Source organism: Phaeobacter italicus, from assembly GCF_019801785.1.
Classification (GTDB): domain Bacteria; phylum Pseudomonadota; class Alphaproteobacteria; order Rhodobacterales; family Rhodobacteraceae; genus Phaeobacter; species Phaeobacter italicus.
This window is the reverse complement of the sequence record NZ_JAHVIJ010000001.1, coordinates 861714-887333: the sequence shown is the minus strand read 5'-3', so window position 1 is coordinate 887333 and position 25620 is coordinate 861714. Positions and strand designations below refer to the sequence as shown.

The 25620-nt window shown below is 59.5% G+C and carries 20 protein-coding genes; 10 read left to right on the top strand and 10 right to left on the bottom strand.

All coding sequences use genetic code 11. The features are described 5' to 3' along the window. Positions 1-192: 192 nt before the first annotated feature. The 3 genes from lpdA to uvrA all read left to right on the top strand — a co-directional run bounded on the left by lpdA (position 193) and on the right by uvrA (position 6226). Positions 193-1587: a dihydrolipoyl dehydrogenase gene (gene lpdA / locus KUV39_RS04090; protein WP_222458999.1), complete on the top strand. Its 1395-nt coding sequence runs from the start codon at positions 193-195 to the stop codon at positions 1585-1587. Between the two features lie 465 nt (positions 1588-2052). Continuing rightward, positions 2053-3246 (top strand): MFS transporter, encoded by a 1194-nt coding sequence (locus tag KUV39_RS04085; protein WP_222458998.1) that lies wholly within the window; start codon positions 2053-2055, stop codon positions 3244-3246. Positions 3247-3355: 109 nt separating this feature from the next. Beyond that, complete coding sequence (gene uvrA / locus KUV39_RS04080; protein ID WP_046210374.1) at positions 3356-6226, top strand: excinuclease ABC subunit UvrA; 2871 nt, start codon at positions 3356-3358, stop codon at positions 6224-6226. 971 nt (positions 6227-7197) lie between these two features. Here uvrA and mmsB read toward each other — a convergent pair. The 3 genes from mmsB to KUV39_RS04065 are packed head-to-tail and all read right to left on the bottom strand — an operon-like array spanning position 7198 to position 10273. Beyond that, positions 7198-8076 (bottom strand): 3-hydroxyisobutyrate dehydrogenase, encoded by an 879-nt coding sequence (gene mmsB / locus KUV39_RS04075; RefSeq protein ID WP_046210372.1) that lies wholly within the window; start codon positions 8074-8076, stop codon positions 7198-7200. Positions 8077-8079: 3 nt separating this feature from the next. Then, complete coding sequence (locus KUV39_RS04070; RefSeq protein WP_222458997.1) at positions 8080-9120, bottom strand: enoyl-CoA hydratase/isomerase family protein; 1041 nt, start codon at positions 9118-9120, stop codon at positions 8080-8082. Positions 9121-9127: 7 nt separating this feature from the next. Further along, positions 9128-10273 (bottom strand): acyl-CoA dehydrogenase family protein, encoded by a 1146-nt coding sequence (locus KUV39_RS04065; protein WP_222458996.1) that lies wholly within the window; start codon positions 10271-10273, stop codon positions 9128-9130. Between the two features lie 345 nt (positions 10274-10618). Here KUV39_RS04065 and KUV39_RS04060 point away from each other — a divergent pair, with 345 nt between their 5' ends. Further along, complete coding sequence (locus tag KUV39_RS04060; protein WP_244998203.1) at positions 10619-12313, top strand: O-linked N-acetylglucosamine transferase, SPINDLY family protein; 1695 nt, start codon at positions 10619-10621, stop codon at positions 12311-12313. Positions 12314-12460: 147 nt separating this feature from the next. On the opposite strand, the gene KUV39_RS04055 is transcribed toward KUV39_RS04060, so the two are convergent. From KUV39_RS04055 to KUV39_RS04045, 3 genes are all read right to left on the bottom strand, one after another. Then, complete coding sequence (locus KUV39_RS04055; protein WP_222458994.1) at positions 12461-13063, bottom strand: L,D-transpeptidase; 603 nt, start codon at positions 13061-13063, stop codon at positions 12461-12463. Positions 13064-13245: 182 nt separating this feature from the next. Continuing rightward, entirely contained in the window at positions 13246-14274 is a 1029-nt protein-coding gene (locus KUV39_RS04050; RefSeq protein ID WP_008561202.1) for a fatty acid desaturase, read from the bottom strand. 222 nt (positions 14275-14496) lie between these two features. Beyond that, the gene (locus KUV39_RS04045; RefSeq protein ID WP_046210368.1) at positions 14497-15996 is read right to left on the bottom strand and encodes a CoA-acylating methylmalonate-semialdehyde dehydrogenase; all 1500 of its coding nucleotides are present in this window, start codon (positions 15994-15996) and stop codon (positions 14497-14499) included. Positions 15997-16142: 146 nt separating this feature from the next. Between KUV39_RS04045 and KUV39_RS04040 the strand changes: the two genes are divergently transcribed. The 3 genes from KUV39_RS04040 to coaD all read left to right on the top strand — a co-directional run bounded on the left by KUV39_RS04040 (position 16143) and on the right by coaD (position 18200). Next, positions 16143-17039, top strand: coding sequence for a LysR family transcriptional regulator (locus tag KUV39_RS04040; protein WP_008559041.1), 897 nt, complete (start codon positions 16143-16145; stop codon positions 17037-17039). A gap of 59 nt (positions 17040-17098) precedes the next feature. Then, a complete protein-coding gene (locus KUV39_RS04035; protein WP_046210367.1) occupies positions 17099-17533 on the top strand; it encodes a CBS domain-containing protein in 435 nt (144 codons plus the stop codon). A gap of 172 nt (positions 17534-17705) precedes the next feature. Beyond that, positions 17706-18200, top strand: coding sequence for a pantetheine-phosphate adenylyltransferase (gene coaD / locus KUV39_RS04030; protein ID WP_008560023.1), 495 nt, complete (start codon positions 17706-17708; stop codon positions 18198-18200). 93 nt (positions 18201-18293) lie between these two features. Here coaD and KUV39_RS04025 read toward each other — a convergent pair whose 3' ends face one another. Together KUV39_RS04025 and gap are read right to left on the bottom strand one after the other, a co-directional pair. Further along, a complete protein-coding gene (locus KUV39_RS04025; protein WP_008560108.1) occupies positions 18294-18437 on the bottom strand; it encodes a hypothetical protein in 144 nt (47 codons plus the stop codon). Positions 18438-18528: 91 nt separating this feature from the next. After that, a complete protein-coding gene (gap, locus tag KUV39_RS04020) occupies positions 18529-19530 on the bottom strand; it encodes a type I glyceraldehyde-3-phosphate dehydrogenase (RefSeq protein WP_008558955.1) in 1002 nt (333 codons plus the stop codon). 328 nt (positions 19531-19858) lie between these two features. Here gap and KUV39_RS04015 point away from each other — a divergent pair, with 328 nt between their 5' ends. Continuing rightward, positions 19859-20815 carry a DUF808 domain-containing protein gene (locus KUV39_RS04015; RefSeq protein ID WP_222458993.1) on the top strand — a complete coding sequence of 319 codons (957 nt, stop codon included), beginning with the start codon at positions 19859-19861 and terminating at the stop codon, positions 20813-20815. Positions 20816-20902: 87 nt separating this feature from the next. On the opposite strand, the gene KUV39_RS04010 is transcribed toward KUV39_RS04015, so the two are convergent. Together KUV39_RS04010 and tkt are read right to left on the bottom strand one after the other, a co-directional pair. Further along, a complete protein-coding gene (locus KUV39_RS04010) occupies positions 20903-21676 on the bottom strand; it encodes a hypothetical protein (RefSeq protein WP_222458992.1) in 774 nt (257 codons plus the stop codon). Between the two features lie 192 nt (positions 21677-21868). Continuing rightward, positions 21869-23890 carry a transketolase gene (gene tkt, locus KUV39_RS04005; RefSeq protein WP_222458991.1) on the bottom strand — a complete coding sequence of 674 codons (2022 nt, stop codon included), beginning with the start codon at positions 23888-23890 and terminating at the stop codon, positions 21869-21871. 276 nt (positions 23891-24166) lie between these two features. Here tkt and KUV39_RS04000 point away from each other — a divergent pair, with 276 nt between their 5' ends. After that, positions 24167-25219: a coiled-coil domain-containing protein gene (locus tag KUV39_RS04000; RefSeq protein WP_222458990.1), complete on the top strand. Its 1053-nt coding sequence runs from the start codon at positions 24167-24169 to the stop codon at positions 25217-25219. Continuing rightward, complete coding sequence (locus KUV39_RS03995; RefSeq protein WP_046210361.1) at positions 25219-25614, top strand: cell division protein ZapA; 396 nt, start codon at positions 25219-25221, stop codon at positions 25612-25614. The genes KUV39_RS04000 and KUV39_RS03995 overlap by 1 nt, the downstream gene beginning before the upstream one ends. The last annotated feature ends 6 nt before the right edge of the window (positions 25615-25620 follow it).

Sequence of the window (25620 nt, the reverse complement as noted above, 5' to 3'; positions counted from 1 at the left end):
CTTGAATGCGGGCAGGGGCGCTGGCATGGTTCCTGCATCCACAGGTTGCCGAGGGGACAAAGGTGTCTTTGCGCCGCGCATCCAACAGGGGCATTTTGCGCCATTGCCGCAGCGGCATGTGGGTGATTGCAGTGCAGAGAAAATTAGTTTAACGGTAAACTAGTTTTTGATCCAGTTTGGCGAGGAACCACCATGGCCGCAGAAACCTATGACGTGATCGTAATCGGCGCAGGCCCCGGCGGCTATGTGGCTGCCATCCGGGCAGCGCAGCTTGGCCTGAAGACCTGCGTGGTCGAGCGCGAGCACATGGGCGGCATCTGCCTGAACTGGGGGTGCATCCCGACCAAGGCATTGCTGCGCTCCTCCGAGGTGTTTCACCTGATGGAACGGGCCAAGGACTTCGGCCTGAAGGCGGAAAACATCGGCTATGATCTTGACGCGGTGGTGAAACGCTCGCGCGGGGTGGCAAAACAGCTGTCTTCGGGCATCGGCCACCTGATGAAGAAGAACAAGATTGATGTGGTGATGGGCGAGGCATCGATCCCCGCCAAGGGCAAGGTGTCGGTCAAGACCGACAAGGGCACGCAGGAGCTGTCGGGCAAGAACATCGTTCTGGCCACCGGCGCGCGCGCACGGGAACTGCCGGGGCTGGAAGCGGACGGCGATCTGGTCTGGACCTACAAGCACGCGCTGCAGCCTGTCCGCATGCCGAAGAAACTTCTGGTGATCGGTTCTGGCGCGATCGGCATCGAATTCGCCAGCTTCTACAACACGCTTGGCGCCGACACGACCGTTGTCGAAGTCATGGACCGGGTGCTGCCGGTGGAAGACGCGGAAATCTCCGCCTTCGCCAAGAAGGCCTTTGTCAAACAGGGCATGAAGATCATGGAGAAAGCCATGGTCAAGCAGCTGGATCGCGGTAAGGGCAAGGTAACGGCCCATATTGAGGTTGGCGGCAAGGTTGAGAAGCAGGAATTCGACACAGTGATTTCTGCCGTGGGCATCGTCGGCAACGTCGAAGGGCTGGGACTGGAAGGTCTGGGCGTCAAGATCGACCGCACCCATGTGGTAACTGACGAATTCTGCCGCACCGGTGTTGATGGACTTTATGCCATCGGTGATATCGCCGGTGCCCCCTGGCTGGCCCATAAGGCATCGCACGAGGGCGTCATGGTGGCAGAGCTGATCGCAGGCAAGCACGCGCACCCGGTAAAACCCGAGAGCATCGCAGGCTGCACCTATTGCCATCCGCAGGTTGCCTCTGTCGGTTATACCGAGGCGAAGGCCAAGGAGCTGGGCTACGATATCAAGGTCGGCCGCTTCCCCTTTATCGGCAATGGCAAGGCCATCGCGCTGGGTGAACCAGAGGGCATGGTCAAAACCATTTTTGACGCCAAGACCGGTGAATTGCTGGGCGCCCATATGGTCGGTGCCGAAGTGACCGAGATGATCCAGGGTTATGTGGTGGGCCGTCAGCTGGAAACCACCGAAGAAGACCTGATGAACACCGTCTTCCCGCACCCGACGCTGAGCGAAATGATGCATGAAAGCGTGCTGGACGCCTTTGACCGGGTGATCCACATTTAAGCGGATCTGCACAGCAGAACGACAAGAGACCCCGGCCCGGCGCCGGGGTTTTTTCGTTCCGGTGGGCTGAGGGTTGTCGGTAGAGCACGGGATGCCTTCATTTTTAGAAGTTCAAAGTTGAACGCAGGGTCGCAGTTTGGCGCGGCTGTTGTCACCGTCTTGCCCGAATTGGCGGGCGAATTGGACCTGTCCCCGCTGGCAGTGGGGCGGCGCTCAGAACGGGCTTGTGTTTCAACTGAGTTAGGCCCGGATTAGGGCGGAGGTTTCCAAATGAATTTCGAGAATGTTCTGAACTGGGGTTTCCTGCTGAGCTACAACCCGTTTGATGGCGCGACACAGACCAAGGGCGCGCAGCGTTAAGCAGGGCGCGATTGCGGACAGGGCGTCTGCGCGCAAAGGCTGGTAACTTTGCCAAAGGGGGCGTAAGCACGGGGCTCGCATTTTAATCTGCCCCGGACCAGCCCCATGACCCAGACAGCTGAGAAACAGGCCCTTTCTGCCACGCGCTGGAGTGTGGTCTTGATTATCTGGGCAGCCGGTCTGGGGGCTGGCGCCCAATATGGCAAGATCAGCATTGTCTTTGATCGCCTGTCGGAGATGTATCCGGAGGCGGGAAACTCGTTGAGCCTGACCATGTCGATGGTCGGACTGATGGGGATCCTGCTGGGCGTGGTGGCGGGCGGCTTTGTCGCTGCATTTGGCTATCGCCGCAGCCTTGTCTGGGCGCTGTGGATCGGCGCGGCCATGTCGGCATTGCAGGCCATCCATCTGCCCTATGGGCTGTTCCTGGCCACCCGGCTGATCGAAGGTCTGTCGCATCTTGGGATTGTCGTGGCGGCGCCAACGCTGATCCCGCAGATTTGTATCCCGCGCCACCGCGGCACCGGGCTGTCGATCTGGAGCACCTTCTTTGGTGTATCTTACGCGCTGCTTGTCTGGTTTGGCCTGCCGCTGGTGGCGGGTTGGGGTGTGGCGGCGCTGTTTGCGGCCCATGCCGGGTTGATGGCGGTGCTTGCGCTGGCGCTGGGGCATATGCTGACCTCGGTTCAGGTGCCGCCTCGAGAGGCCTATCCGCGCCTGCAGGGGTTGCCACATCTGCATCTGTCGATCTACCGATCTCCCTTTCGGATCGCTCCGGCGGCGGGGTGGCTGTTCTACACCACCTGTTTTGTGGCCTTTCTGACGGTTTTGCCGCCGCATCTAGACCCATCGGTGCGCGTCAGCGTCATGAGCGCGCTGCCGCTGGTCAGCATCGCAACCTCCATGACGCTGGGGGTCTGGCTGCTGCGGCGTGTCGCGGCGGTCAAGGTGATCCTGACCGGCTTTGCTCTGGCTGCGGCTGCGGCGGTGTGGCTGTGGATGATGCCGGGCCTGCCGCTGGCCTGCATGGGGCTGGCCGTGGCCTTTGGCCTTGTTCAGGGGGCAAGCTTTGCCTCGGTGCCGCAGTTGAACGCAGACCCTTCCGAGCAGGCGCAGGCAAATGGCGCCATGAGCCAGGCAGGCAATCTGGGCAACGCGCTTGGCACTCCGCTGATGGTCGGTGCGGTTGCCTTTGCGGGCTATGATGGGTTGATGATGACGGCGCTGTTGCTGTTCATCGGTGGCTTTCTTGTGCACCTCGTGCTGGGCCGGATGCGCCGCGAAACAGCGCCGATCTGATATTGTTCGCCTTTCGTTCTGATTTTTCTGTTGGAGACTCGCGCAGCAGTCCCTATCTGTAGGGCGAACATCACCCGCAGGGGTGGGTGACGTTGGATTTGGGGGCAGTATGGCTGAGTTGAAATCGATCGAAGTTCGCGGTGCGCGGGAACATAACCTCAAGGGCATCGACGTGGATATCCCGCGCGATCAGCTGGTGGTAATCACCGGCCTGTCCGGTTCGGGCAAGTCCAGCCTGGCGTTTGACACGATCTATGCAGAGGGGCAGCGCCGCTACGTCGAAAGCCTCTCGGCCTATGCGCGCCAGTTCCTCGACATGATGGAAAAGCCGGATGTGGATCACATCAGCGGCCTCTCGCCTGCGATCTCCATCGAACAGAAAACCACCTCCAAGAACCCGCGCTCGACCGTGGGGACGGTGACAGAGATCTACGACTACCTGCGTCTGCTGTTTGCGCGCGCAGGCACGCCCTACAGCCCTGCAACCGGCATGCCCATCGAGGCCCAGCAGGTGCAGGACATGGTCGACCGGATCATGACCCTTGAGGAAGGCACGCGCGGTTACCTGCTGGCGCCCATCGTGCGCGACCGCAAGGGCGAGTATCGCAAAGAGTTTCTGGAACTGCGCAAGCAGGGGTTTCAGCGTGTGAAGGTGGATGGCGCGTTCTACGAGTTGGACGAACCGCCGACGCTGGACAAAAAGTTCCGCCATGACATCGACGTCGTGGTGGACCGTATCGTGGTGCGAGAAGGGCTGGAGACACGTTTGGCCGACAGTCTGCGCACTGCGCTGGATCTGGCCGACGGGATTGCCATTCTGGAGACGGCCCCGAAAGAAGGCGATCCCGAACGGATCACCTTTTCCGAGAATTTCGCCTGTCCGGTCAGCGGGTTCACCATCCCGGAAATCGAACCCCGCCTGTTTTCGTTCAACGCGCCCTTTGGGGCCTGCCCGGAATGTGATGGTCTGGGGGTCGAGCTGTTCTTTGACGAGCGGCTGGTTGTGCCGGATCAGACGCTGAAAATCTATGACGGTGCGCTGGCCCCCTGGCGCAAGGGCAAATCGCCCTATTTCCTGCAGACCATCGAGGCCATCGCCAAACACTATCAGTTCGACAAGAACACCAAGTGGAAGGATCTGCCGAAAAAGGTGCAGCAGGTTTTCCTGCATGGCTCCGGGGATGAGGAAATCAAGTTCCGCTATGACGAGGGCGGTCGTGTCTATGAGGTCACGCGCGTCTTTGAAGGGGTGATCCCCAACATGGAGCGCCGCTACCGCGAGACCGACTCCAGCTGGATCCGCGAAGAATTTGAACGCTACCAGAACAACCGGCCCTGCGGCTCTTGCGGCGGCTACCGTTTGCGTGAAGAGGCGCTGGCGGTCAAGATCGGTTCTGGCGATCAGCTGCTGCATGTGGGGCAGGTGGTGCAGATGTCGATCCGCGAGGCGCTGGCCTGGATTGAGGACGTCCCGAACCATCTGTCTGCGCAGAAACAGGAAATCGCCCGCGCCATCGTCAAGGAAATCCGCGAGCGTCTGGGGTTCCTCAACAATGTGGGGCTGGAATATCTGACGCTGAGCCGCAACGCGGGCACCCTCTCTGGTGGTGAAAGCCAGCGGATCCGTCTGGCATCGCAGATCGGCTCTGGCCTGACAGGTGTGCTCTATGTGCTGGACGAACCCTCAATCGGCCTGCATCAGCGCGACAATGATCGCCTGCTCGGCACGCTCAAGAACCTGCGTGATCAGGGCAATACGGTGATCGTGGTGGAGCATGACGAGGACGCCATCCGCGAGGCGGACTATGTATTTGATATTGGCCCCGGCGCTGGCGTGCACGGGGGGCAGGTGGTCAGCCACGGCACCCCGCAGCAGATCGCAGAGGATGCGGCCTCCATCACCGGCCAGTATCTCTCGGGCAAGCGCGAGATTGCAGTGCCAAGCGAGCGTCGCAAGGGCAACGGAAAGTCGGTCAAGGTCGTAAAGGCGACGGGCAACAACCTCAAAGAGGTGACCGCAAATTTCCCCTTGGGCAAGTTCCTCTGTGTGTCGGGCGTGTCGGGCGGCGGGAAATCGACGCTGACGATTGAAACGCTGTTCAAAACCGCCTCTATGCGGCTGAACGGTGCGCGCCAAACCCCGGCGCCCTGCGAGACCATCAAGGGGCTGGAACATCTGGACAAGGTGATCGACATCGACCAGCGCCCCATCGGCCGCACCCCGCGTTCGAACCCTGCCACCTACACCGGCGCCTTTACCCCGATCCGCGAGTGGTTTGCGGGCCTCCCGGAGGCCAAGACACGCGGCTACAAGCCGGGGCGGTTCTCCTTCAACGTGAAGGGCGGGCGCTGTGAGGCCTGCCAGGGTGATGGTGTCATCAAGATCGAGATGCATTTCCTTCCCGATGTCTATGTGGAGTGCGAAACCTGCAAAGGCGCGCGCTATAACCGCGAGACGCTTGAAATTCAGTTCAAGGGCAAGAGCATTGCCGACGTGCTGGACATGACGGTGGAAGACGCCCAGCAGTTCTTTAGCGCCGTGCCATCCATCCGCGACAAGATGGATGCGCTGATGCGGGTCGGGCTGGGCTATATCAAGGTTGGGCAGCAGGCGACCACCCTGTCCGGCGGCGAGGCGCAGCGGGTCAAACTCTCGAAGGAGCTGGCCAAACGCTCCACCGGACGCACGCTTTATATTCTGGATGAGCCGACAACGGGTCTGCATTTCGAGGATGTGCGCAAGCTTTTGGAAGTGCTGCATGAACTCGTTGAGCAGGGCAATTCCGTCGTGGTGATTGAGCATAATCTCGACGTGATCAAGACCGCAGATTGGATCATCGATATCGGCCCTGAGGGTGGCGATGGCGGCGGTGAGATTGTTGCCGAGGGCACGCCCGAGGATGTTGCTGCGGAGCCGCGCAGTCACACGGGCCGGTATCTCAAGGATATTCTGGCAGCACGCAAGGTTGCCGCTGAATAGGGGGCTGAGCCCCGCGCGGAGCCAAGGGGCGCTGCCCCTCTTGGCCGTTGGCCAATTCACCCCGGAGTATTTTTGAAAAGGTGATGGGCGCAGATCTGGCCGCAGCAGGCCGAAGACGGGCGGGATCGACATCATAAAGGGGCCGAGAGGCCCCTTTTCCTTTGCGTTGGCGGAAGAGGGGGAGGCCGGTCGCGCGGATCTGGCGCGCGGACTAGGCGCGGGCGATTTTGCGGTTCGGAGGTTGGCCTGAAACGACAAGCACCGCCGACGTTCTGTCAGCGGTGCTCTCCACAGAGCTGGATCGGGACGGTGTTGGCCCTCGCCTGAGGGGGTGGGGGGTACATCTGCGAGACCTGAGGTCGCAGAACTGGAGGGCCGACCAATTTCAAAATCCAATTGGTGTGGATGTCTTCGTCATTTGGAGGGTCTGCCGCCGGGACCAAACCCCTGCCACATGTGGGGACCTGTGGCAGCGGATCAGCTGGTTGCAGATTTTGAAACAGATCCTTTCTTGCAAGGTGTGTTCAGTTTCAAAGTGGTCACTGGCCTTGTAACCGGGGTCACTTCGCAGCTGCCAGTTGCTGGGGGTGCAACCGTGAAAGATGCAGCCTGTGAAATGTCCGAATATCTTTCGGATGGTTGGGCCTTTCTGGCCTCCAAGGCTCAGCAATTTTGTCATTCAGGTAGTGGTGAAAAGGTGCCACAACAGCTATTTCGGGTCCATATGTAAGTTAATGCAACCTATGCGATAGTCTTGAAAATTTTAAAGACCTTGCTGTTTTGGTTTACCTCCTGGCCGGATCTGGTCGTCAAGATTGCCATGTAACTTGCTGGTTTTTCGACAAGTTTTGGGGTGGCTGTTGGGTCATCCCCGATCTGGAAATGGAAAAATCCGCAGCCCCCTGGCAGAGCTGCGGATTTGTGAACCCTTTACGGAAGGGCCTGGATGTCTCGCTGGGGCCGGGTCAGGCTCAGCGGTCGTGTCGGCTGCTTTTTTCGAACCGGGGCAGCATGGCGCTGAAGTCTTTGCCCTTGCCGTCCTCGTCCTCGACAAAGACCGCATAAAGCGCCTGGGCCAGAGCGCCCATCGGCGTGTCGGCATCCACGCTGTCAGCTGCCTGTTGGGACAGGCGCAGATCCTTGAGCATCAGTTCCGAGGCGAAACCGGGCTTGTAGTCGTTGTCAGCGGGAGACTGCGGGCCAACACCCGGAGCGGGGCAGTAGGCGTTCATCGACCAGCTGTAGCCGGAGGAGGTGGAGACCACGTCAAACATCTTCTGGCGATCAAGGCCCAGCTTGTCAGCCAGTGCAAAGGCCTCGCAGGTGCCGATCATGGTGATGCCAAGGATCATGTTGTTGCAGATCTTTGCTGCCTGACCGGCACCTGCATCACCGCAATGCACGGCCTTTTGGCCCATGATATCAAACAGAGGTTTGGCCGCATCAAAGGCGCCCTGGCTGCCGCCCGCCATAAAGGTCAGCGTGCCCGCAGCCGCACCACCAATGCCGCCGGAGACAGGGGCATCGACAAACTGCAACCCGGCATCGGCACATTGCTGGGCGACGGCCCGCGCGCTGTCGACGTCAACGGTAGAGCAATCCACCAGCGTGGCGCCTTTTGTCATTGCAGGCACCAGATCCTCTGCGACTGAACGCAGGATCTGGCCGTTGGGCAGCATGGTGATCACCACATCGGCACCTGTTGCGGCCTCTGCCCCGGAGCCTGCCATCTGCACGCCATCGATCTGCACATCGGCCATGTCAAAGCCCATGACCTCGTGGCCCTCCTTGGCGAGGTTGGCGGCCATCGGCCCCCCCATGTTGCCAAGGCCGATAAATCCGATTTTCATGTGTTATTCCTCCTCAAATCGCAGCGTGTCTGCGCCAAGCGGCATCAGCATCTGGCTGACGGCGGTGGTGGGCACGTCGCGGTCGGCATATTGCCACTTTGGCTGGCGATCCTTGTCAATGATCTGGGCCCGAATTCCTTCCAGAAAGTCGCCTTTTTCCATCGCGCGGTGGGTAAAGCGATATTCCAGTTCCAGCGCCTTGCGGATGCTCATGGTGCCTGCACGCAGTCGGTGCAGCATTTCGACGGTGGCCGCCATGGACAGAGGCGCATTGCGCTGCAGCAGTTTGAGGGTGTCCTGAGCAAAGGCGCTGTCAGCGTGGCCAAGGTCGGTCAGGATATCGCCAAGGGCTTCGCCACCGAAACAACGATCGATCTCGGCCTGCTGGGCGGCAAGGGGGCTTTCGCCTGCGTCTTTGGCGGCCTCAACCAGGTTGTCGGTGCGACCTGTCTCTTCCAGTTGGCGGATCAGATCGGGCCAGGCGTCTTCGGGGATGTAGTGATCGGCAAACCCCGCATGAATGGCGTCTGCGGCGGCCATCCGGGCGCCGGTGAGGCCGAGGTATTCGCCAAGGCGGCCGGGCGCGAGCGCCAGCATCAGGGTGCCGCCCACATCCGGGATCAGACCAATGCCGACCTCGGGCATGGCAACCTTGGTGCTGTCGCCCACCACGCGATGGGTGCCGTGACAGCCAAGGCCGACGCCGCCGCCCATCACAAACCCCTGCAGAAAGCTGACCACGGGTTTGGGATATTCAAAGATCCGCGCATTCATGCGGTATTCATCGCGCCAGAACCGACGGCCATAGTCAAAATTGCCCTCGCGGCCGGTCTGGTAAAGCTCGGCGATGTCGCCACCCGCGCAGAAGGCTTTTTCACCCTCCGCATCCATGACCACCAGATCAATGGCGTCATCTGTGGCCCAGTCCTTTAACGCGGCATCCACCGCAAGGCACATGTCATAGCTCAGCGCATTGAGCGCCTTGGTGCGGGTCAGGGTGATCCGCCCGGCGCGGCCGGTGACACGGATATCAATGTCGCTCATGTCTGCCTCAGCGGTTTTCGGCCAACAGGTGGCGCGCGGTGATCACCCGCATGATTTCATTGGTGCCTTCCAGAATCTGGTGAACCCTGAGGTCACGCACCAGTTTTTCAATGCCGTAGTCCGCAAGGTAGCCGTAGCCGCCGTGAAGTTGAAGGCATTGATCCACGATCTTGGAGCCTGCTTCGGTGACGAATTTCTTGGCCATCGCACAGTGTTTGGAGGCATCAGGCGTGCCCTGATCCAGCTTCCAGGCGGCCTGGCGCAGAAAGACACGGGCAGCTTGCAGTTCGATTTCCATATCAGCGAGCCGGAATTGCAGCCCCTGGAACTGATCGATGGATTTGCCGAAGGCCTTGCGCTCGGACATGTATTGCAGCGTCATGTTGAGCGCCTGCTGCGCGGCACCAAGCGAGCAGGACGCAATATTCAGACGCCCGCCATCCAGCCCCATCATCGCATATTTGAAGCCGCTGCCTTCTTCACCGACGAGGTTGTCCGCCGGGATCTTGCAATCGTCAAACTGGACCTGGGCGGTGGGCTGGCTTTTCCAGCCCATCTTGTCCTCAAGCCCGCCAAAGCTGAGACCGGCGGTGCCGTCTTCGACATAGACCGTGGAAATGCCCTTGGGGCCGTCTTCGCCTGTGCGCACCATGCAGACATAGGCGTCAGAATAGCCCCCGCCAGAGATGAACGCCTTGGTCCCGTTGAGCGTGTAGCCCTCGTTTGTCTTGGCCGCACGGGTCTTCAGGGCCGCAGCGTCAGAGCCGGAGCCCGGTTCGGTCAGGCAGTAGCTGAGGACAGTGTTCAAAGAAAGCACATCGGGCATGATGCGCGCCTTCATCTCGTCGCTGGCAAAGGTGTCCAGCATTTTGGCGCACATATTGTGGATGGACAGAAAGGCCGCAACGGACGGGCAGGCCATCGACAGCGCTTCGAAGACCAGGGTCGCATCCAGACGCGTCAGGCCCGCGCCGCCGGTTTCTTCGGACACGTAGAGCCCGCCGAAACCCAACTCTCCCACCTGCGGCCAGAGCGATTTCGGAATGGTGCCTTCGGCCTCCCACTGGCGGGCAAATGGCGCGATATTCTCCTGCCCAAAGGCATAGGCCATATCGAAGATGGCGGTCTGTTCCTCGGTCAATGCGAAATCCACGGCGTGTCCTCCCTCGTGTGAACGCAGCCCGGCCGGGATCTGACCCGGCGGGTCGTCATGAATTGAACGGTTGTTTATTTCTTAGCGGGGGATTGACCACAGAGCAAGCGGCAGCTGCGCAAAGTAGCAGTGCAGAAATGTCGATATCCGCTCGCGAAGCCTGCTTTGATGCCTGCAGCGATGCAAGAGACTGGTGAACCGTTTCTTAGGTTTTTTCCGCCAAACTGATGGAAATTTGTCATAAGGCCGGAGCTTGAAGCCTCTGTGGCCATGTCAGCTGAGGGCAGACCGTCAATGAACAAACCATTGCGCAAAAACCAACTTTCCAAATCAGCGCGTCGGAAAATGGCCGCGGCACCTCCGTCTCCCGTGGATGTGTTCAAGGCCGAAGCTGCGAAGGCTTTTGTCGAAGGCGACTACCCGCGTGCGCGCCAGTTCATCACGCAGGCCCTGACCCTGGCACCTGAGGATGCGCTTCTTCATGCTGAACTTGCCTCCAATTTCATGCAGGAGGCAAAATACGATCTCGCTTTGCGGCACCTGATGGGGGCGCTGAAACGAGAACCGACCAACCCAAAATGGCTAAGCGGGATTGGCACCATTTTGATGCTTATGGACCGCTATGAGGACGCGGTCGGCTTTTTCGAGGCGGTCTATCAGCTGGACCCGGAAAACGCGATGAACGTGTCGCGGCTGGTGCAGCTGCAGATGGATCTCTGCAAGTGGGAGGTCTATGAGGATCAGAAGAACAAGCTCCGGATCCTGGACAATGATCCGGCGAATGGCGATCCCTTTACCACCCTTCTTTACGTGGATGATCCGGCCTTTCAGAAAAAACGGGCTGTGACAAAGATGAAAAAGCAGCTCATGCTTGCCGATTTCAAACAGCGGAACGCTTTTGACCGGACCGCGACAGCAGGTCGCCGGATCCGTATCGGCTATTTTTCCAACGACTTTTTCAACCACGCCACCATGCTTTTGATGGCGCAGCACTTTGAGCTGCACAATTCTGACCGCTTCGAAGTGTTCATCTATGACTACAGCAACCAGCCGACCAACGCCTACCTTCAGCGGGTCGTGAAAGCGGCGGACCACTACAAACCAGTTCACGCGATGAAGGATGAGGATGTCGCTGAACTGGCCCGTGACGATCAGCTGGATATCGCAATCGACCTCAAGGGCTATACCAAGGGCGCGCGCCCTGCGATCTTTGCCTTCCGCGCGGCGCCGGTTCAGATTTCCTATCTGGGGTACCCAGGCACGACGGGTTTGCCGACGATGGATTATTTTGTCGCGGATGCTGTCACCGTCCCCAAGGAAGGCCGGCGACATTTCTCTGAGAAAATCATGTATATGCCGGACTGTTACCAGGTGAACGACAACAGTCGTCCCCGCCCAGACCAGACCCCGACCCGCGCTGATATGGGACTGCCGCAAGATGGCGTGGTGTTTTGCGCCTTCAACAACCACAACAAGGTGTCGCCAGCGGAATTCGATATCTGGATGGATCTGCTGAAACAGGTTGATGGCAGCGTTCTGTGGTTCCTTGCTGGTGCGGAGGCACTGCGGGTCAACATCCGCAAGGAGGCAGAGGCGCGCGGCGTCAGCGCGGAGCGGATTGTCTTTGCGGATCGGTGCAGCACGCCGGATCACATCGCGCGGCTCCCCCTTGCGGATATCTTTCTCGACACTTTTGCCTGTAATGCCCACACCACCGCGAGTGAACTGATGTGGTCGGGCGTGCCGGTCGTGACGATGCCGGGCCAGCAATTCGCTGCTCGGGTGGCCGCCAGCATCGTATCGGCGGTGAACTGTCCCGAGCTGATCGCGCAATCGGTTGAAGAGTATCGCGACATCGCCCTGCGTCTGGCACAAAACCCAAGCGAGCTGGCGGCCCTGCGCGCCAAGATCACGCAGAACATCCCTCAGACGCCGCTTTATGATTCCGAAGGGTACATGAAAAACTTCGAAGCCCTTCTTGAGCTGGCAATCGAACGGTATGACAACGGGCTGAAGCCCGATCATCTGCACCTCGACTGACATCACCAGCCCCGCCTGCAAGCTGCGGTTCAACAGAGCGCAGGCATGCACAGAAAACAAAACGCGCCCCTGGCATCAGAGGCGCGTTTTTTGCGGGTCTTTGGCGGCAGTCAAAACCTGCCACCAAATCCGTATACCGGGGCCAGATCAGAGCAGGCGGATTTTGGTGCCAACCTGAACCAGGTCGTACAGCTCTTCCACGTGTTCGTTGTAAAGGCCGATGCAGCCAGAGCTGCTCTGCCGGCCGATCTTGCGGGTGTCATGGGTGCCGTGAACCAAATAGGCAGGCCAGGTCAGATACATGGCGCGCGTACCAAGCGGATTGCTCGGAACCCCACCTTCGATCCGGGTGGGGAGGCTGGGGTCACGTTCCCGCATGGATGCGGTCGGGGTCCAGCTGGGGTTTTCGCGCTTGCGCACGATTTCGGAATAGCCACGGCGGGTCAGTTCCTCGCTCATCGGAACGGAGGAGGGGAACAGGCGATAGGTTTCCCCGTCGCCACCCCAATAGTGCAGCGCACGCGAGGAGATATCAGCCAGAATGCAGCCAACGCCCAACTCGTCAAAATGGTCACGCCAGTCCTGCTGCTGAAATGACGAAATGTTGCGGCGAACGGTGACCTCATCCTCGATCGGGGCCTCATCAGCCGGGAACGCATCGCTCGATTGCGCGCGCAGGAGGGACGGGGTGGCAAGGGTGGCGCCAAGCCCGGTAAGGGCCGCGCGGCGGGTCATACGGAACGTGCTCATTGTGTCCTTCGCTTCTTTGTTCGGCTCCAGACCATTGCGGTCTGCGTTATTTGCTCGAACATAGGGTTGCGCGGACGCAGACCCAAGAGGGGGCAGACATGATTTGCCCCGCCTCACAGGGATGTGTAGCGGGGCTGTGGTAGGTCTGGGCAAATTCCCGCCGAATGTGGCGGACTATATCGTCAGAGGGCGCGGGCCTGAGAAAAGGACACCAGCCGCTTGGCGTCTTCGTCCCACAGATGCAGGCGCGCATTTGCAAGGCTTTCGCGGATGGTCATGCGGTTGCCCTCGGCCAGTTCGGCATGGTCACGCAGCACCTGCGGCAACCGGTAGAACGGGATCCGGCTGTACAGGTGATGCACATGGTGGATGCCGATATTGGCGCTCAGCCATTGCAGGACCGGAGGCAAGACATAATGAGAGCTGCCGTGCAGGGCGGCGTCATGCAGCTGCCAGTTGCTGTCGTCTTCCCATGTGGTGGCCTCGAACTGGTGCTGAACATAAAACAGCCACAGCCCCGCAGTGGCCGCAATCAGCGTTGCTGGCACAAAGATTAGCAACAGCGGCATCAAGCCGCCGAAATACCAGATCGCGGCAAGAGCCAGAACAATGGTCAGATTGGTGCCCATCGCGCTGATCCAGTAGCGGGCCTGACCCATCAGGCCATAGGGGATCCGGTTTTGCAGGAAGAAAAGATAGCCAGGCCCAAAGCCGAACAGCGTGATGGGATGGCGATAGAGCCGGTACATGAACTGGCCCCAACGCCCGGAGGCGCGGTATTCGGCCACGGTCATTGTGTGGATGTCGCCCATGCCACGTTTGCCGAGGTTGCCATGGGTGCTGTGGTGGATGGAATGCGTCCGGCGCCAGACATCATACGGGGTCAGCGTCAGCACGCCGATGATCCGGCCCACCCAGTCGCTGACATGGCGGTTGCGGAAAAACGAACCGTGGCCGCAGTCGTGCTGGATGGTGAACAGGCGCAGCAGAAACGCCGCAATCGGAAGGGATAGCGCAAGGGTGAGCCAATAGCTCACCGAAAGCGACCACCAGGCAAGCGCCCAAAGGGCAAGGAACGGAACCACAGTCACTGCCAGCTCAAAGCTGCTGCGCAGGTGGTTGGGTTCGCGGTATTGCGCGAGGATCTTGACCCAGTCGCGTGCGGATTTTCCAGCCGCCTTTGGCTGGGGGGATATCTCGGGTGTGCTCATCTGCCTGCCGTCGTTCTTTCTATGCTTCAAACCGGATAGACGACCCTAGGTAATGAGCAAGCAAAATTACGGTGATTGGCCAGAAAAATGGGCAAAAACTGCCCAAACGGCAGGGTTGGCCGGGCAGGCGACGGCAGCAGAGGGCGGGTATGAAAGAAAGGCCCCGGACATTGCCGGGGCCTTCGTGTTTGGGTGGTGATACCTATGGCGTGCGGCCGGATATCAGTCCATCGCCTTGAAGTTGAACTCGCCACCTTCCTTGATGCCCGAGGGCCAGCGGGAGGTCACGGTTTTGGTGCGGGTATAGAACTTGAAGCTGTCCGGGCCATGCTGGTTCAGATCGCCGAACATGGATTTCTTCCAGCCGCCAAAGGTGTGGTAGGCCAGCGGCACCGGGATCGGCACGTTGATGCCCACCATGCCGATGTTCACGCGGGAGGCAAAGTCACGCGCGGTGTCGCCATCACGGGTAAAGATCGCGGTGCCGTTGCCGTACTCGTGATCCATCGCCAGTTTCAGCGCGTCCTCATAGGTGGCTGCGCGCACGGTGGACAGAACCGGGCCAAAGATCTCTTGCTTGTAGATATCCATGTCGGTGGTCACGTGGTCAAACAGGTGCGGACCAACAAAGAAGCCGTCTTCATAGCCCTGCAGTTTGAAGTCGCGATTGTCGACAACCAGTGTCGCGCCCTGTTCCACACCAGAGTTGATGAGACCCAGAATGCGTTCCTTGGCGGCTGCAGTCACAACCGGGCCGAGGTCGACATCATCACCGGCGGTATAGGGGCCAACCTTGAGGTTTTCGATGCGCGGGATCAGTTTTTCGATCAGCTTGTCGGCGGTTTCCTCGCCAACCGGAACCGCAACCGAGATCGCCATGCAGCGTTCGCCGGCCGCGCCGAAACCTGCGCCGACCAGCGCGTCAGCGGCCTGGTCCAGATCGGCGTCGGGCATCACGATCATGTGGTTCTTGGCGCCGCCAAAGCACTGGGCGCGCTTGCCGTTGGCGGTGGCGCGGGAATAGATGTACTGCGCGATCGGGGTGGAGCCCACAAAGGACACGCCCTGAATGATTTCGCTGTCCAGAATGGTGTCGACGGCTTCCTTGTCGCCGTTCACGACCTGGAACACGCCCTCGGGCAGGCCGGCCTCAACGAACAGCTCTGCGAGCATCAAGGGCACAGAGGGGTCACGCTCGGACGGTTTCAGAACAACCGCGTTGCCACAGGCCAGCGCCGGGCCGACGTGCCACAGCGGCATCATGGCGGGGAAGTTGAACGGCATGATGGAGCCGACAACACCCAGCGGCTGGCGCATGGAGTACATGTCGATGCCGGGGCCTGCGCTGTCGGTGAACTCACCTTTCAGCATCTGGGGCGCGCCGACGCAGTATTCGATCACTTCCAGACCGCGCTGCAGATCGCCCTTGGCGTCCGGAATGGTCTTGCCGTGCTCGCGGCTCAGTGCCTCAGCCAGCTTGTCCATGTCGCGGTTCATCAGCGCGACCATCTTCATCATCACACGGGCGCGTTTTTGCGGGTTGGTTGCGCCCCACTGCGGCTGAGCTGCGGCCGCTTTTTCAATGATGTCAGTGGTTTCCGCCGCACTCGCCATCGCGCATTTGTACTGCACTTCGCCTGTTGCGGGGTTGTAGACGTCGTCGCTGCGGCCAGAGGTGCCTGCGGTGATCTTGCCGTTGATAAAGTGACCGAGTTCTTCCATCGGATCCTCCTCTATTTGAGTTGGGGTAATCCTAGGCTTGCAAAAATCATCGCAAAAGAGGAAAGATCTCAAAGAGGCTTTGCAGGAACGCAAAGGGTTAACAGCGGATTAATGATCGGCTGTGGCGCAATGAGGAGAACAGGCTCATGGACCCACAATGGGATGATATGCGGGTGTTTCTAGCTGTGGCGCGCGAAAGCAGCCTGTCCGGGGCTGGTCGCGTCTTGAAGATGGACCCCGCCACCGTGGGCCGGCGCATTTCCCGCTTTGAAGAGGCACTGGATACGCCGCTGTTCGTGAAGTCCCCGCAAGGCTATGCGCTCAGCGCGGCGGGTGACAGGTTGTTGGGCCATGCCGAGGCGGCAGAGCAGGCGATGCGGGCCGGGCAGGAGGCGCTGGCGGGGCCCAGTGATACCCTGTCTGGCCAAATCCGGATTGGCGCACCGGACGGCAGCGCCAATTACCTGTTGCCACAAGTCTGCGCGCGCATCAGCGAGGACAACCCCGATCTTGATATCCAGATCGTCGCGCTGCCGCGCGTCATCAACCTCAGCCGCCGCGAGGCGGACATGGCTGTCACCGTCAGCGCGCCCACCGCAGGCCAGCTGCTGGTGCAAAAGATCACCGACTACAAACTGCATCTCGTCGGCTCACGTCATTATCTGCGCGACCATCCCCCAATCGAAAAGTTGGAAGACCTGAAGAAACACAAAATGATCGGCTACATCCCGGATATGATTTTCGACCGGGAGCTGGATTACCTCAACAACCTCGGCATCGAACGGGTGGCGTTGGCATCAAATTCCGTATCGGTGCAGATCAAACTGGCAGCAGAAGGCACGGCTCTTTGTGTTGCCCACGATTTCACGCTGCCTGCGCATCGGTCTTTGCGCAAGGTTCTGACCGACAAGATCAGTCTCACGCGGAGTTTCTATCTTGTGCGCCATCAGGGCGACCAGCGCAGCGAGCGGCTCAACCGGTTTGCACAGGCGCTGTCAAAAGGGATCCGCGACGAGGTGATCCGACTGGAAGGCTTGACTTGATGTCGGGATCCGGCAACGCTTGGGTTACGCAATAAAATTACAAAAACAGAGGAGCGCCCATGCTGATTCAATTCATTCTGAAATCCAAGGCAAGCTCTGGTGTGGTGACGATTGCACCAAATGCGACGATTTCTGAAGCGGCCAAGCTGCTGGGTGAGCACAAGATCGGGACCGTGGTGGTGTCGAGCGACGGAGAAACCGCAGAAGGGATCCTGTCCGAACGTGATATCGTGCGTGAATTGGCGCGCACGGGCCCCAGCTGCCTGAGCGACTGCGCCAAGGATTACATGACGCGCAAGCTTGTGACCTGTACCAGCCAATCCAACGTGGAAGAGGTGCTGCAGCAGATGACAGAGGGCCGTTTCCGCCACATGCCAGTGGTCGAAGAGGGCAAGCTGATCGGGCTGGTGTCCCTTGGGGATGTGGTCAAGGCCCAGCTGGCTGAGGTCGCGATGGAGAAGGACGCGCTGGAAGGCATGATCATGGGCCACTGATGGCGCATGGCCCGGGGCGCTGACACAGGCGTGGCGCCCCTGGCCAAAGATTGCATCCTGACGTTGCGGCGTTGCAGCAATTGGCTAAGACTTCGGTATTTTCACGCTCTTGCGCCCGGCGTGTAAAACATGTTTGCCTGCGCGCAACCAACCAGCAGGCAGGAGGGGCCCTATGCGTATTGGCTTGTATCCCGGAACATTCGACCCGATTACCCTGGGACATATCGACATTATCCGCCGTGCCAGCGCGCTGGTGGACAAGCTGGTGATCGGCGTTGCGATCAACCGCGACAAGGGGCCGCTGTTTTCGTTGGAAGAGCGTGTCGCCATGATCGAGGCGGAATGCGCCAAGCTGAGCGAACAGACCGGCACAGAGATCGTGGCCCACCCGTTTGAAAATCTGCTGATTGATTGTGCCCGCGACGTGGGTGCCCAGATCATCGTGCGCGGCCTGCGGGCAGTTGCGGATTTCGAGTATGAATTCCAGATGGTTGGCATGAACCGCGCGCTCGACAGCTCGGTTGAGACGGTGTTTCTGATGGCAGAGGCACGCCATCAGGCGATTGCCTCAAAGCTGGTAAAGGAAATCGCGCGCCTTGGGGGGGATGTGTCGAACTTTGTCACCCCTCTGGTCGAGGAAGAGCTGAGCAAGCGGCTGAACGGCTGATCAGATCACATTCCGCTATCGCATGAGATCAGGGCGGCGTCCGAATGGGCGCCGTCTTTTGGTGTTGTGGGGGGCGGAAAACAGGCCGAAAGGTCAACGCCAGAAGGCAATCCAGTCGATCAGTTCGAGCATACGTTTGCCGAGGAAGATCATATGCACATCGCCAAACAGGGCGATGTCGATGGCGATGGCCGCAATCAGAAAACCGCCTAATACAACTGCAATTGTGTTGGTCATCCATCTGGCCCAAAAGAGAAAACGCCCGCCCAGATATGCCTGAGCGAGCGTTTCAAAACAAGGGCTGCGTCTGCTAGGGGCCAGCTGAAGATCAGCTGAGGCGCGCCATCGCAACCGCAACATCTGCCATGCGGACAGAGAAGGCCCATTCGTTGTCATACCACGCCAGCACGCGCACCAGCTGGTCTTCGACAACGCGGGTCTGATCCGGCGCAAAGATTGAGCTCTGCTCTGTGTGGTTGAAATCAATCGAAACCAGCGGTGCAGGCTCGTAGCCCAGCACGCGGGACATGTGGCCATTGGCCGCCTCGCTCATGATCGCGTTGATTTCGGTCACGGAGGTCTTCTTGGACGCGCGGAAGGTCAGATCCACAGCCGAGACATTCGGAGTGGGCACGCGGATGGCAGAACCGTCAAGACGCCCCTTGAGGTTCGGCAGCACCTCACCCAGCGCCTTGGCCGCACCTGTGGAGGTCGGGATCATCGCCATGGCAGCCGCACGCGCGCGATACAGATCGCTGTGGCGGCGGTCCAGCGTCGGCTGGTCACCGGTATAGGCGTGGATCGTGGTCATGATGCCGCTTTCGATGCCGACGGTCTCGTCCAGGACTTTGGCAAGCGGGGCAAGGCAGTTGGTGGTGCAGGAGCCGTTGGAAACCATCACGTCGCCCGCTTCCAGCTTGTCGTCGTTCACGCCGAAAACAATGGTCTTGTCGACGTTCTTGCCCGGCGCCGACAGCAGTACCTTCTTGGCACCTCGCTCCAGATGCGCCTTGGCTTTTTCGCCGTCGTTGAATTTGCCGGTACACTCCAGAACAACGTCACAGCCGGACCAGTCCAGCTCATTCATGTCATAGGTCGAGAACATCTGCATGTCACCGCGACCCAGGTTCATGGTGCCTTCGCCGATGGTCACGTCGTTTGGAAAACGACCGTGCACGCTGTCATACTTCAGCAGGTGGGCTGCAGTTTCCAGGGGGCCAGTGGCATTGACCTTGACCACTTCGATATCGTCGCGGCCCGAGGCTGCGATATGCGCCAGAGTGCAGCGCCCGATGCGGCCGAACCCGTTGATCCCGACTTTGATGGTCATGTGCGTCTCTCCAAACGTGCAGAACTTGCCCTCGCTATAGCGGTCATTTCCCGTCACCAAAAGTGCGAAAAGGTATATAAAACCAGACTGTTAGCGCAAAACATGGATGGTTGCGGTAACGAAAATCACTGGTTGCGTTAACAGATTTTGCCGCCACCGCGCGGGCGCTTTTGCCCTGCGTCATTCGCATCGGAATTTGCGACAGGTGCCTGGACCCGTGTCAGTCCGGTCATATGGATCTGGGAACAATCCGGGGCTTGCGCGACTTGTACCTGAAAGGCGAATGGTTACTGTGGGCGCAACACGCGCAAGATGAAGAGGATCCCCCATGAGCGGTTTGTTGGCTTTGCTGGATGATGTGGCAGGCATTGCCAAGGTTGCGGCAACATCGGTTGACGATGTGGCGGCAGCTGCGGGCAAGGCCGGGGCCAAGACGGCGGGGGTGATCATTGACGATGCAGCCGTGACCCCGAAATATGTTCAAGGGTTCGAGCCCGCCCGCGAACTGCCGATCATCTGGCGGATTGCGCGGGGGTCGTTTTTCAACAAGCTGATCCTGCTTCTGCCCGTCGCGATGCTGCTCGCGAATTTCGCCCCCTGGCTGATCACGCCCCTCCTTATGCTGGGGGGCAGTTACCTATGTTTTGAGGGGGCCGAGAAGATCTTTCACGTGCTCTTTCCCCACGCCAGCCACGAGATCGAAGAAGACATGTCGGTAAAGGATCCGGGCCATCTGGAAGAGCAGAAGGTCAAGGGGGCGATCAAAACCGATTTCATCCTGTCGGCGGAGATCATGACAATCGCGCTGGCCGCGATCGAGGCGCCCAATGTCTGGATGCAGGCGGCGACCCTTGCGGTTGTCGGCATTGGCGTGACTGTTGCAGTTTATGGGTCTGTGGCGCTGATCGTGAAGATGGATGATGTGGGGCTTTACCTCACCAACAACGCACTGACCCCGGTTGGGCGGGGAATTGGTCGCGGGCTGGTGAAATTCATGCCGGTTCTGATGTGGATCCTGTCGGTGGTCGGTACCGCTGCGATGCTGTGGGTCGGTGGCTCCATCATCATCCACGGGCTGGAAGAGCTGGGCTTTGGCTGGCTGGGTCACCACATTCACGACTGGGCCTATGCCGTCGGCCACGCGGTTCCCGCCGCATGGGAGGGCTTTGCCGAATGGGTCGCCAAGGCCACGATGGACGGGGTGTTTGGGCTGGCCTACGGTCTGCTGCTGATCCCGCTGGCGACGAAGGTTGTGGGACCGGTGATAGGAAAGTTTACGGAATAGGTGATCCCTGTTAGGCTTGATACCCCTCGCGCTTTGTTTTGAAAGCAAAGGGTATCAGTATTTTTTCAGAACCAACCGTGTTGTCAATTAGGCTCGCTGTTTGAGAAACTCGGCTATCTCCAACTCGCGAGTTTTTGGGAAAATCCACCCCATAAGGGAGCGATTCCACTTTCCACCCAATTCTTTGATTTCCTCTTTAATAGGCTTAGTGTCACCTTTAACGACAAAGGACCGGATTTCCCCGTCTTTTTCATAGTCTTCGATGTATATTTTTCCAGATTTAGCAATCTTCTTGATCGTTTTAACCTTCTCTTTAACCTCCGATTCTGACGGAGCCGGTTTTGGGATGCCTTGCAAGAGGTCCCGGACGTTGTTGGTGATTTGCCCCAGAAGTTGTTCTCGTAGATCTTCAATAGATTTGTATGAACCAGTTAAACCGATTTTTTGCATACGGCTTTCGAAGTCTTTCAGGTTCTTGAACTGCTCAAGGTCAACTTTTTTGGGTTCAATCGCACGCGAAGAGAAGTACAACATTACAGGTCGGTTATTTTCAATGAACCAGTCAATCTCTTCGGTAGTACCGCTTTCACTTACACCAGTAGGCGTACCAAGACGTGTCCAAAAGACCCCGATAGCCATATCGCAGGTGTGAACAACTTGATTGTTGATTATTCCTTGAGCCCGATCACCCATCAATGGTGCAGAGTGAGTTTCCCATTTGACCGGCAGTAGCACAACGTTTTCGCGCTCTGCGTTCAAGTCGTTCCAACGGGAGATTACTTGGGAAATCGCTGTGCGCTCTTCTTCCACGTCCGCCGGACTTGCAATTAAAATTTTGAATACTTCGGCTTGAAAAGACATTTGTATACCTTCTTCTCGTTCTTGAAACTCGCCTGGGGCGCACATTACCCGTATACGCTCAACCTTTGCGGAGTTCCAGATGGCAGTTTAAACATCTTTAAAAAACGTTGTGTTGCTCAAATGTGTCGCTGGTCTCCTGAGGCAAAAAAAGGCGCCTTTAAAGGCGCCTTTTAAGGTTTGGAATTGGGCTATTCAGCCCAGCAGTTCTTTCACCTTCGCAACGGTGTTGTCGGCCGTGATGCCGAACTTCTCGAACAGCTCACCTGCGGGGGCGGAGGCGCCGAAGCGGTCCATGCCGACAAATGCGGCTTTCTTCTCCTGGCCGCGCTCACCCAACAGCCAGCGGTCCCAGCCGCCTGCGCGCATGGCGGCTTCGATACCAACGCGGACCGGACCTGCGGGCAGGACTTTGCGGCGGTAGGCCTCATCCTGCTGTGCGAACAGCTCCATGCAGGGCATGGAGACCACACGGGTGCCGATGCCTTCGGCTTCCAGCTTGGCCTTTGCGTCCATTGCAACCGACACCTCGGAACCGGTGGCGATCAGGATGACCTGACGCTTGCCCTCGGCCTCTGCCAGAACATAGGCGCCCTTGGAGGTGAGGTTGTTCAGCTTGTGCTCGGTGCGCACGGTCGGCAGGTTCTGACGGGTCAGCGTCATGACCGAGGGGGTTTCTTTCTCGGTCAGGGCGATTTCCCAGGCTTCTGCGGTTTCTACGGCGTCTGCGGGGCGGAACACATAGGTGTTCGGGGTCGCGCGGCAGATGGCCAGATGCTCAACCGGCTGGTGGGTCGGGCCGTCTTCGCCAACACCGATGGAGTCGTGGGTCATCACGAACACCGACGGGATTTTCATCAGGGCCGCCAGACGCATTGCCGGGCGGGCGTAATCGGTGAAGCAGAAGAAGGTGCCGCCATAGGGGCGGATACCACCATGCAGCGCCATCCCGTTCATCGCCGAGGCCATGCCGTGCTCGCGGATACCCCAGTAGACGTAACGACCCTTGCGGTTGTCGGTGTCAAAGATACCCAGATCGCCGGTTTTGGTGTTGTTGGACCCGGTCAGGTCCGCAGAGCCACCGACAGTTTCAGGCATAAGCGGGTTGATGACGGCCAGCGCCATTTCCGATGCCTTGCGGGTTGCGACCTTGGGCTGGTCTTCGCTCACCTGCTTTTTCAGCGCTTTGACAGCGGCGGACAGCTTCTTGGGGGCGTCCAGCGCATAGGCGCGGTTAAAGCGGTCCTGCTTCTGCTGGGAGGCTTCGGCAAAGCGCGCTTCCCAGGCTTCACGCTCGGCTGCGCCACGCTGGCCGATGGCTTCCCACTGGGCTTTGATGTCTGCGGGCACTTCGAATGCGCCGCCGGTCCAGCCATAGGCGTCCTTGGCCGCTTTCAGCTGTTCCGCGTCCGTCAGGGCGCCGTGACCTTTGGATGTGTCCTGCGCAGCGTGACCCAAAGCGATGTGGGTTTTGCAGGCAATCATGGACGGCTTCTTGGTCTTTTTCGCGGCTTCGATCGCGGCATCAATCGCCTTGGGATCGTGACCGTCGATTTCCTGAACATGCCAGCCCGACGCCTTGAAGCGCTGCACCTGGTTGGTGCGGTCCGACAGCTCAACAGTGCCGTCGATGGTGATGTTGTTGTTGTCCCACAGAACAATCAGCTTGCCGAGCGAGTGACGACCAGCAAGACCGATGGCTTCCTGGCTGACACCTTCCATCAGGCACCCGTCGCCTGCGATCACATAGGTGTGGTGATCCACCAGCTTGCGGCCGTACTGGGCGCGCTGCAATTCCTCGGCCATGGCGAAACCAACGGCATTGGCGATGCCCTGGCCCAGCGGACCGGTGGTGGTTTCCACCGCATCGATGAGGAAGTTTTCCGGGTGGCCTGCAGTCAGGGCGCCCATCTGGCGGAAGTTCTTGATCTGCTCAAGCGTGACCTGTGCGTCGCCCATGAGATAGAGCAGCGAATAGATCAGCATGGAGCCATGACCGGCGGACAGGATAAAGCGGTCGCGGTCCGGCCACTTTGGGTTCGCCACGTCGAACTTCATGTGTTTTTCAAACAGGACGGTCGCGACATCGGCCATGCCGATGGGCATGCCGGTATGGCCCGAATTGGCCGCAGCAACGGCATCGAGGGCCAGGGCACGGATGGCCGCAGCCTTGGTCCAATGTTCGGGGTTTGCGTTGCGCAGGGCAGTCAGATCCACTGGATTTTTCCTCTGGGTTTTAGGCAGACTGGTGGCTCAATAACAGTGATGTGGCAAAGATCAAGCGTTTGCGCGGCTTCTTGCGCGAACTATGTGCCGCAAGTGCTTGAAAGCAAACAGGGGGTAATTTATCCCTGCATGAACTAAGTTGGTTGCACAGCCGCTGGGCCGTTCTGATTCGCGCAAATTGCGCCTGAATCGGGCGGTGTTAGCGCTGTAGACGGGACCGGCAGATAAATACCGGCAGATACATCACGGGGTCGCAAAGGGACAGGCATGGAGCAGATCGAAGAATTGCAGGGTCGGATCCTGGCCGCGATGGAGCGGATCGGTGCGGGGGCCGCAGCCTTGCAGGAGACTGCACGCACCGCAACCGAAGCACGCGTTCAGGCCGAAGCAGAGGCGCAGTCGCAATCCAACGCTGCCCATGAAACGCTGAGCCGTGAACTGGATGAAGAACGGCTGGCCAACGCCCAGCTGGAAGAGCGGTTGAAAGTCCTGCGCAATCAGCTGCAGGAAGCCGAGGCCAAGACCGCCGCACCGGCCACCGATGATGTTGGCGAGCTTGCAGCCCTTCAAGCCGAGGTGGAGCTGCTGCGCAACGAGGTTGGCAACACCGCTGAGCGCGACGCATTGCAGGCCGAAGTGGCCAGGTTGAAACAGGAACTTGAAGTCCACGGCAACGAGGCCGCCTCGGCCCGTGAGGCGCTGCAGGATCAGCTGGACGAAGCCCTGGCAACCAATGCCCGTTTGAGCGAACAGCTGCAGGAAGAACCCGACGATCTGGGCGCGGCTGTAGATGCGGCGGCCCTGAATGCCGAGGTCGAAGCGCTGCGTCACCAGCTGGAGGAGGCCAACGCCGCGGTTTCAGCGGCTCAGGCGGCGGAACAGGCCGCGAGAGAGGCCGCTGCAGCTGGCCCCAGCGCCGATGAATTCGCCAATCAGAACGATATGTTGGTGCAGCTAGACCATGCCCAGCAGGAGCTGCGCGCGACTGCCGATCAACTGCGCGCCTCGAACGCCGCGCTGCGAGATGCAAACGCCGAAGGTGTCGGCAATCCTGACCTGATCAACGCGGCCCTGCAGTCTGAAGTGGACACATTGCGCGCGTCTTTTGCTGCCGAACAGGCGCATGTGACGGCGATCCTTGCCAAGCTGGAGCCGTTGCTGGCGCAAGCCGGGCAAGGGGACAGCGACCAGCAAGACAGCCCGGCAGAAGAGCCCTCGGTCGAGATCCCAATGATGGATGGCGCGCCGGTTGACACGCTGGCTGACACAATGGCGAGCGCCCGAACAGCCCAACCGATGCCCGAAGGAGAAGATATCTGATGCCCGAAGTCACAATTCACATCGGCGGTCGCGGGTTTGAAGTATCCTGTCAGGAGGGCGAAGAAAGCTATCTGCATTCTGCGGCCAAGATGCTTGACGATGAGGCGCAGGTTCTGTCCGATCAGATCGGTCGGATGCCCGAAGCCCGGATGCTGTTGATGGCGGGGTTGATGCTGGCGGATAAAACGGCAGCGGTCGAGGATCGTATCAAAGAAGTCGAAGCCGAGCTGGCCGCGCGCGATGCCGAGCTGGCCGAGCTGCGCGCCGCGCCCGCGCCAGAACCTGAACGGATCGAAGTGCCGGTTGTTCCGCCGCTTGTGACCGAGACGCTCGCAGAGCTTGCCGCCCGCACAGAGGCGCTGGCGCAGGAGATCGAAGAGCAGGCCGCCAGCTGATCAAGC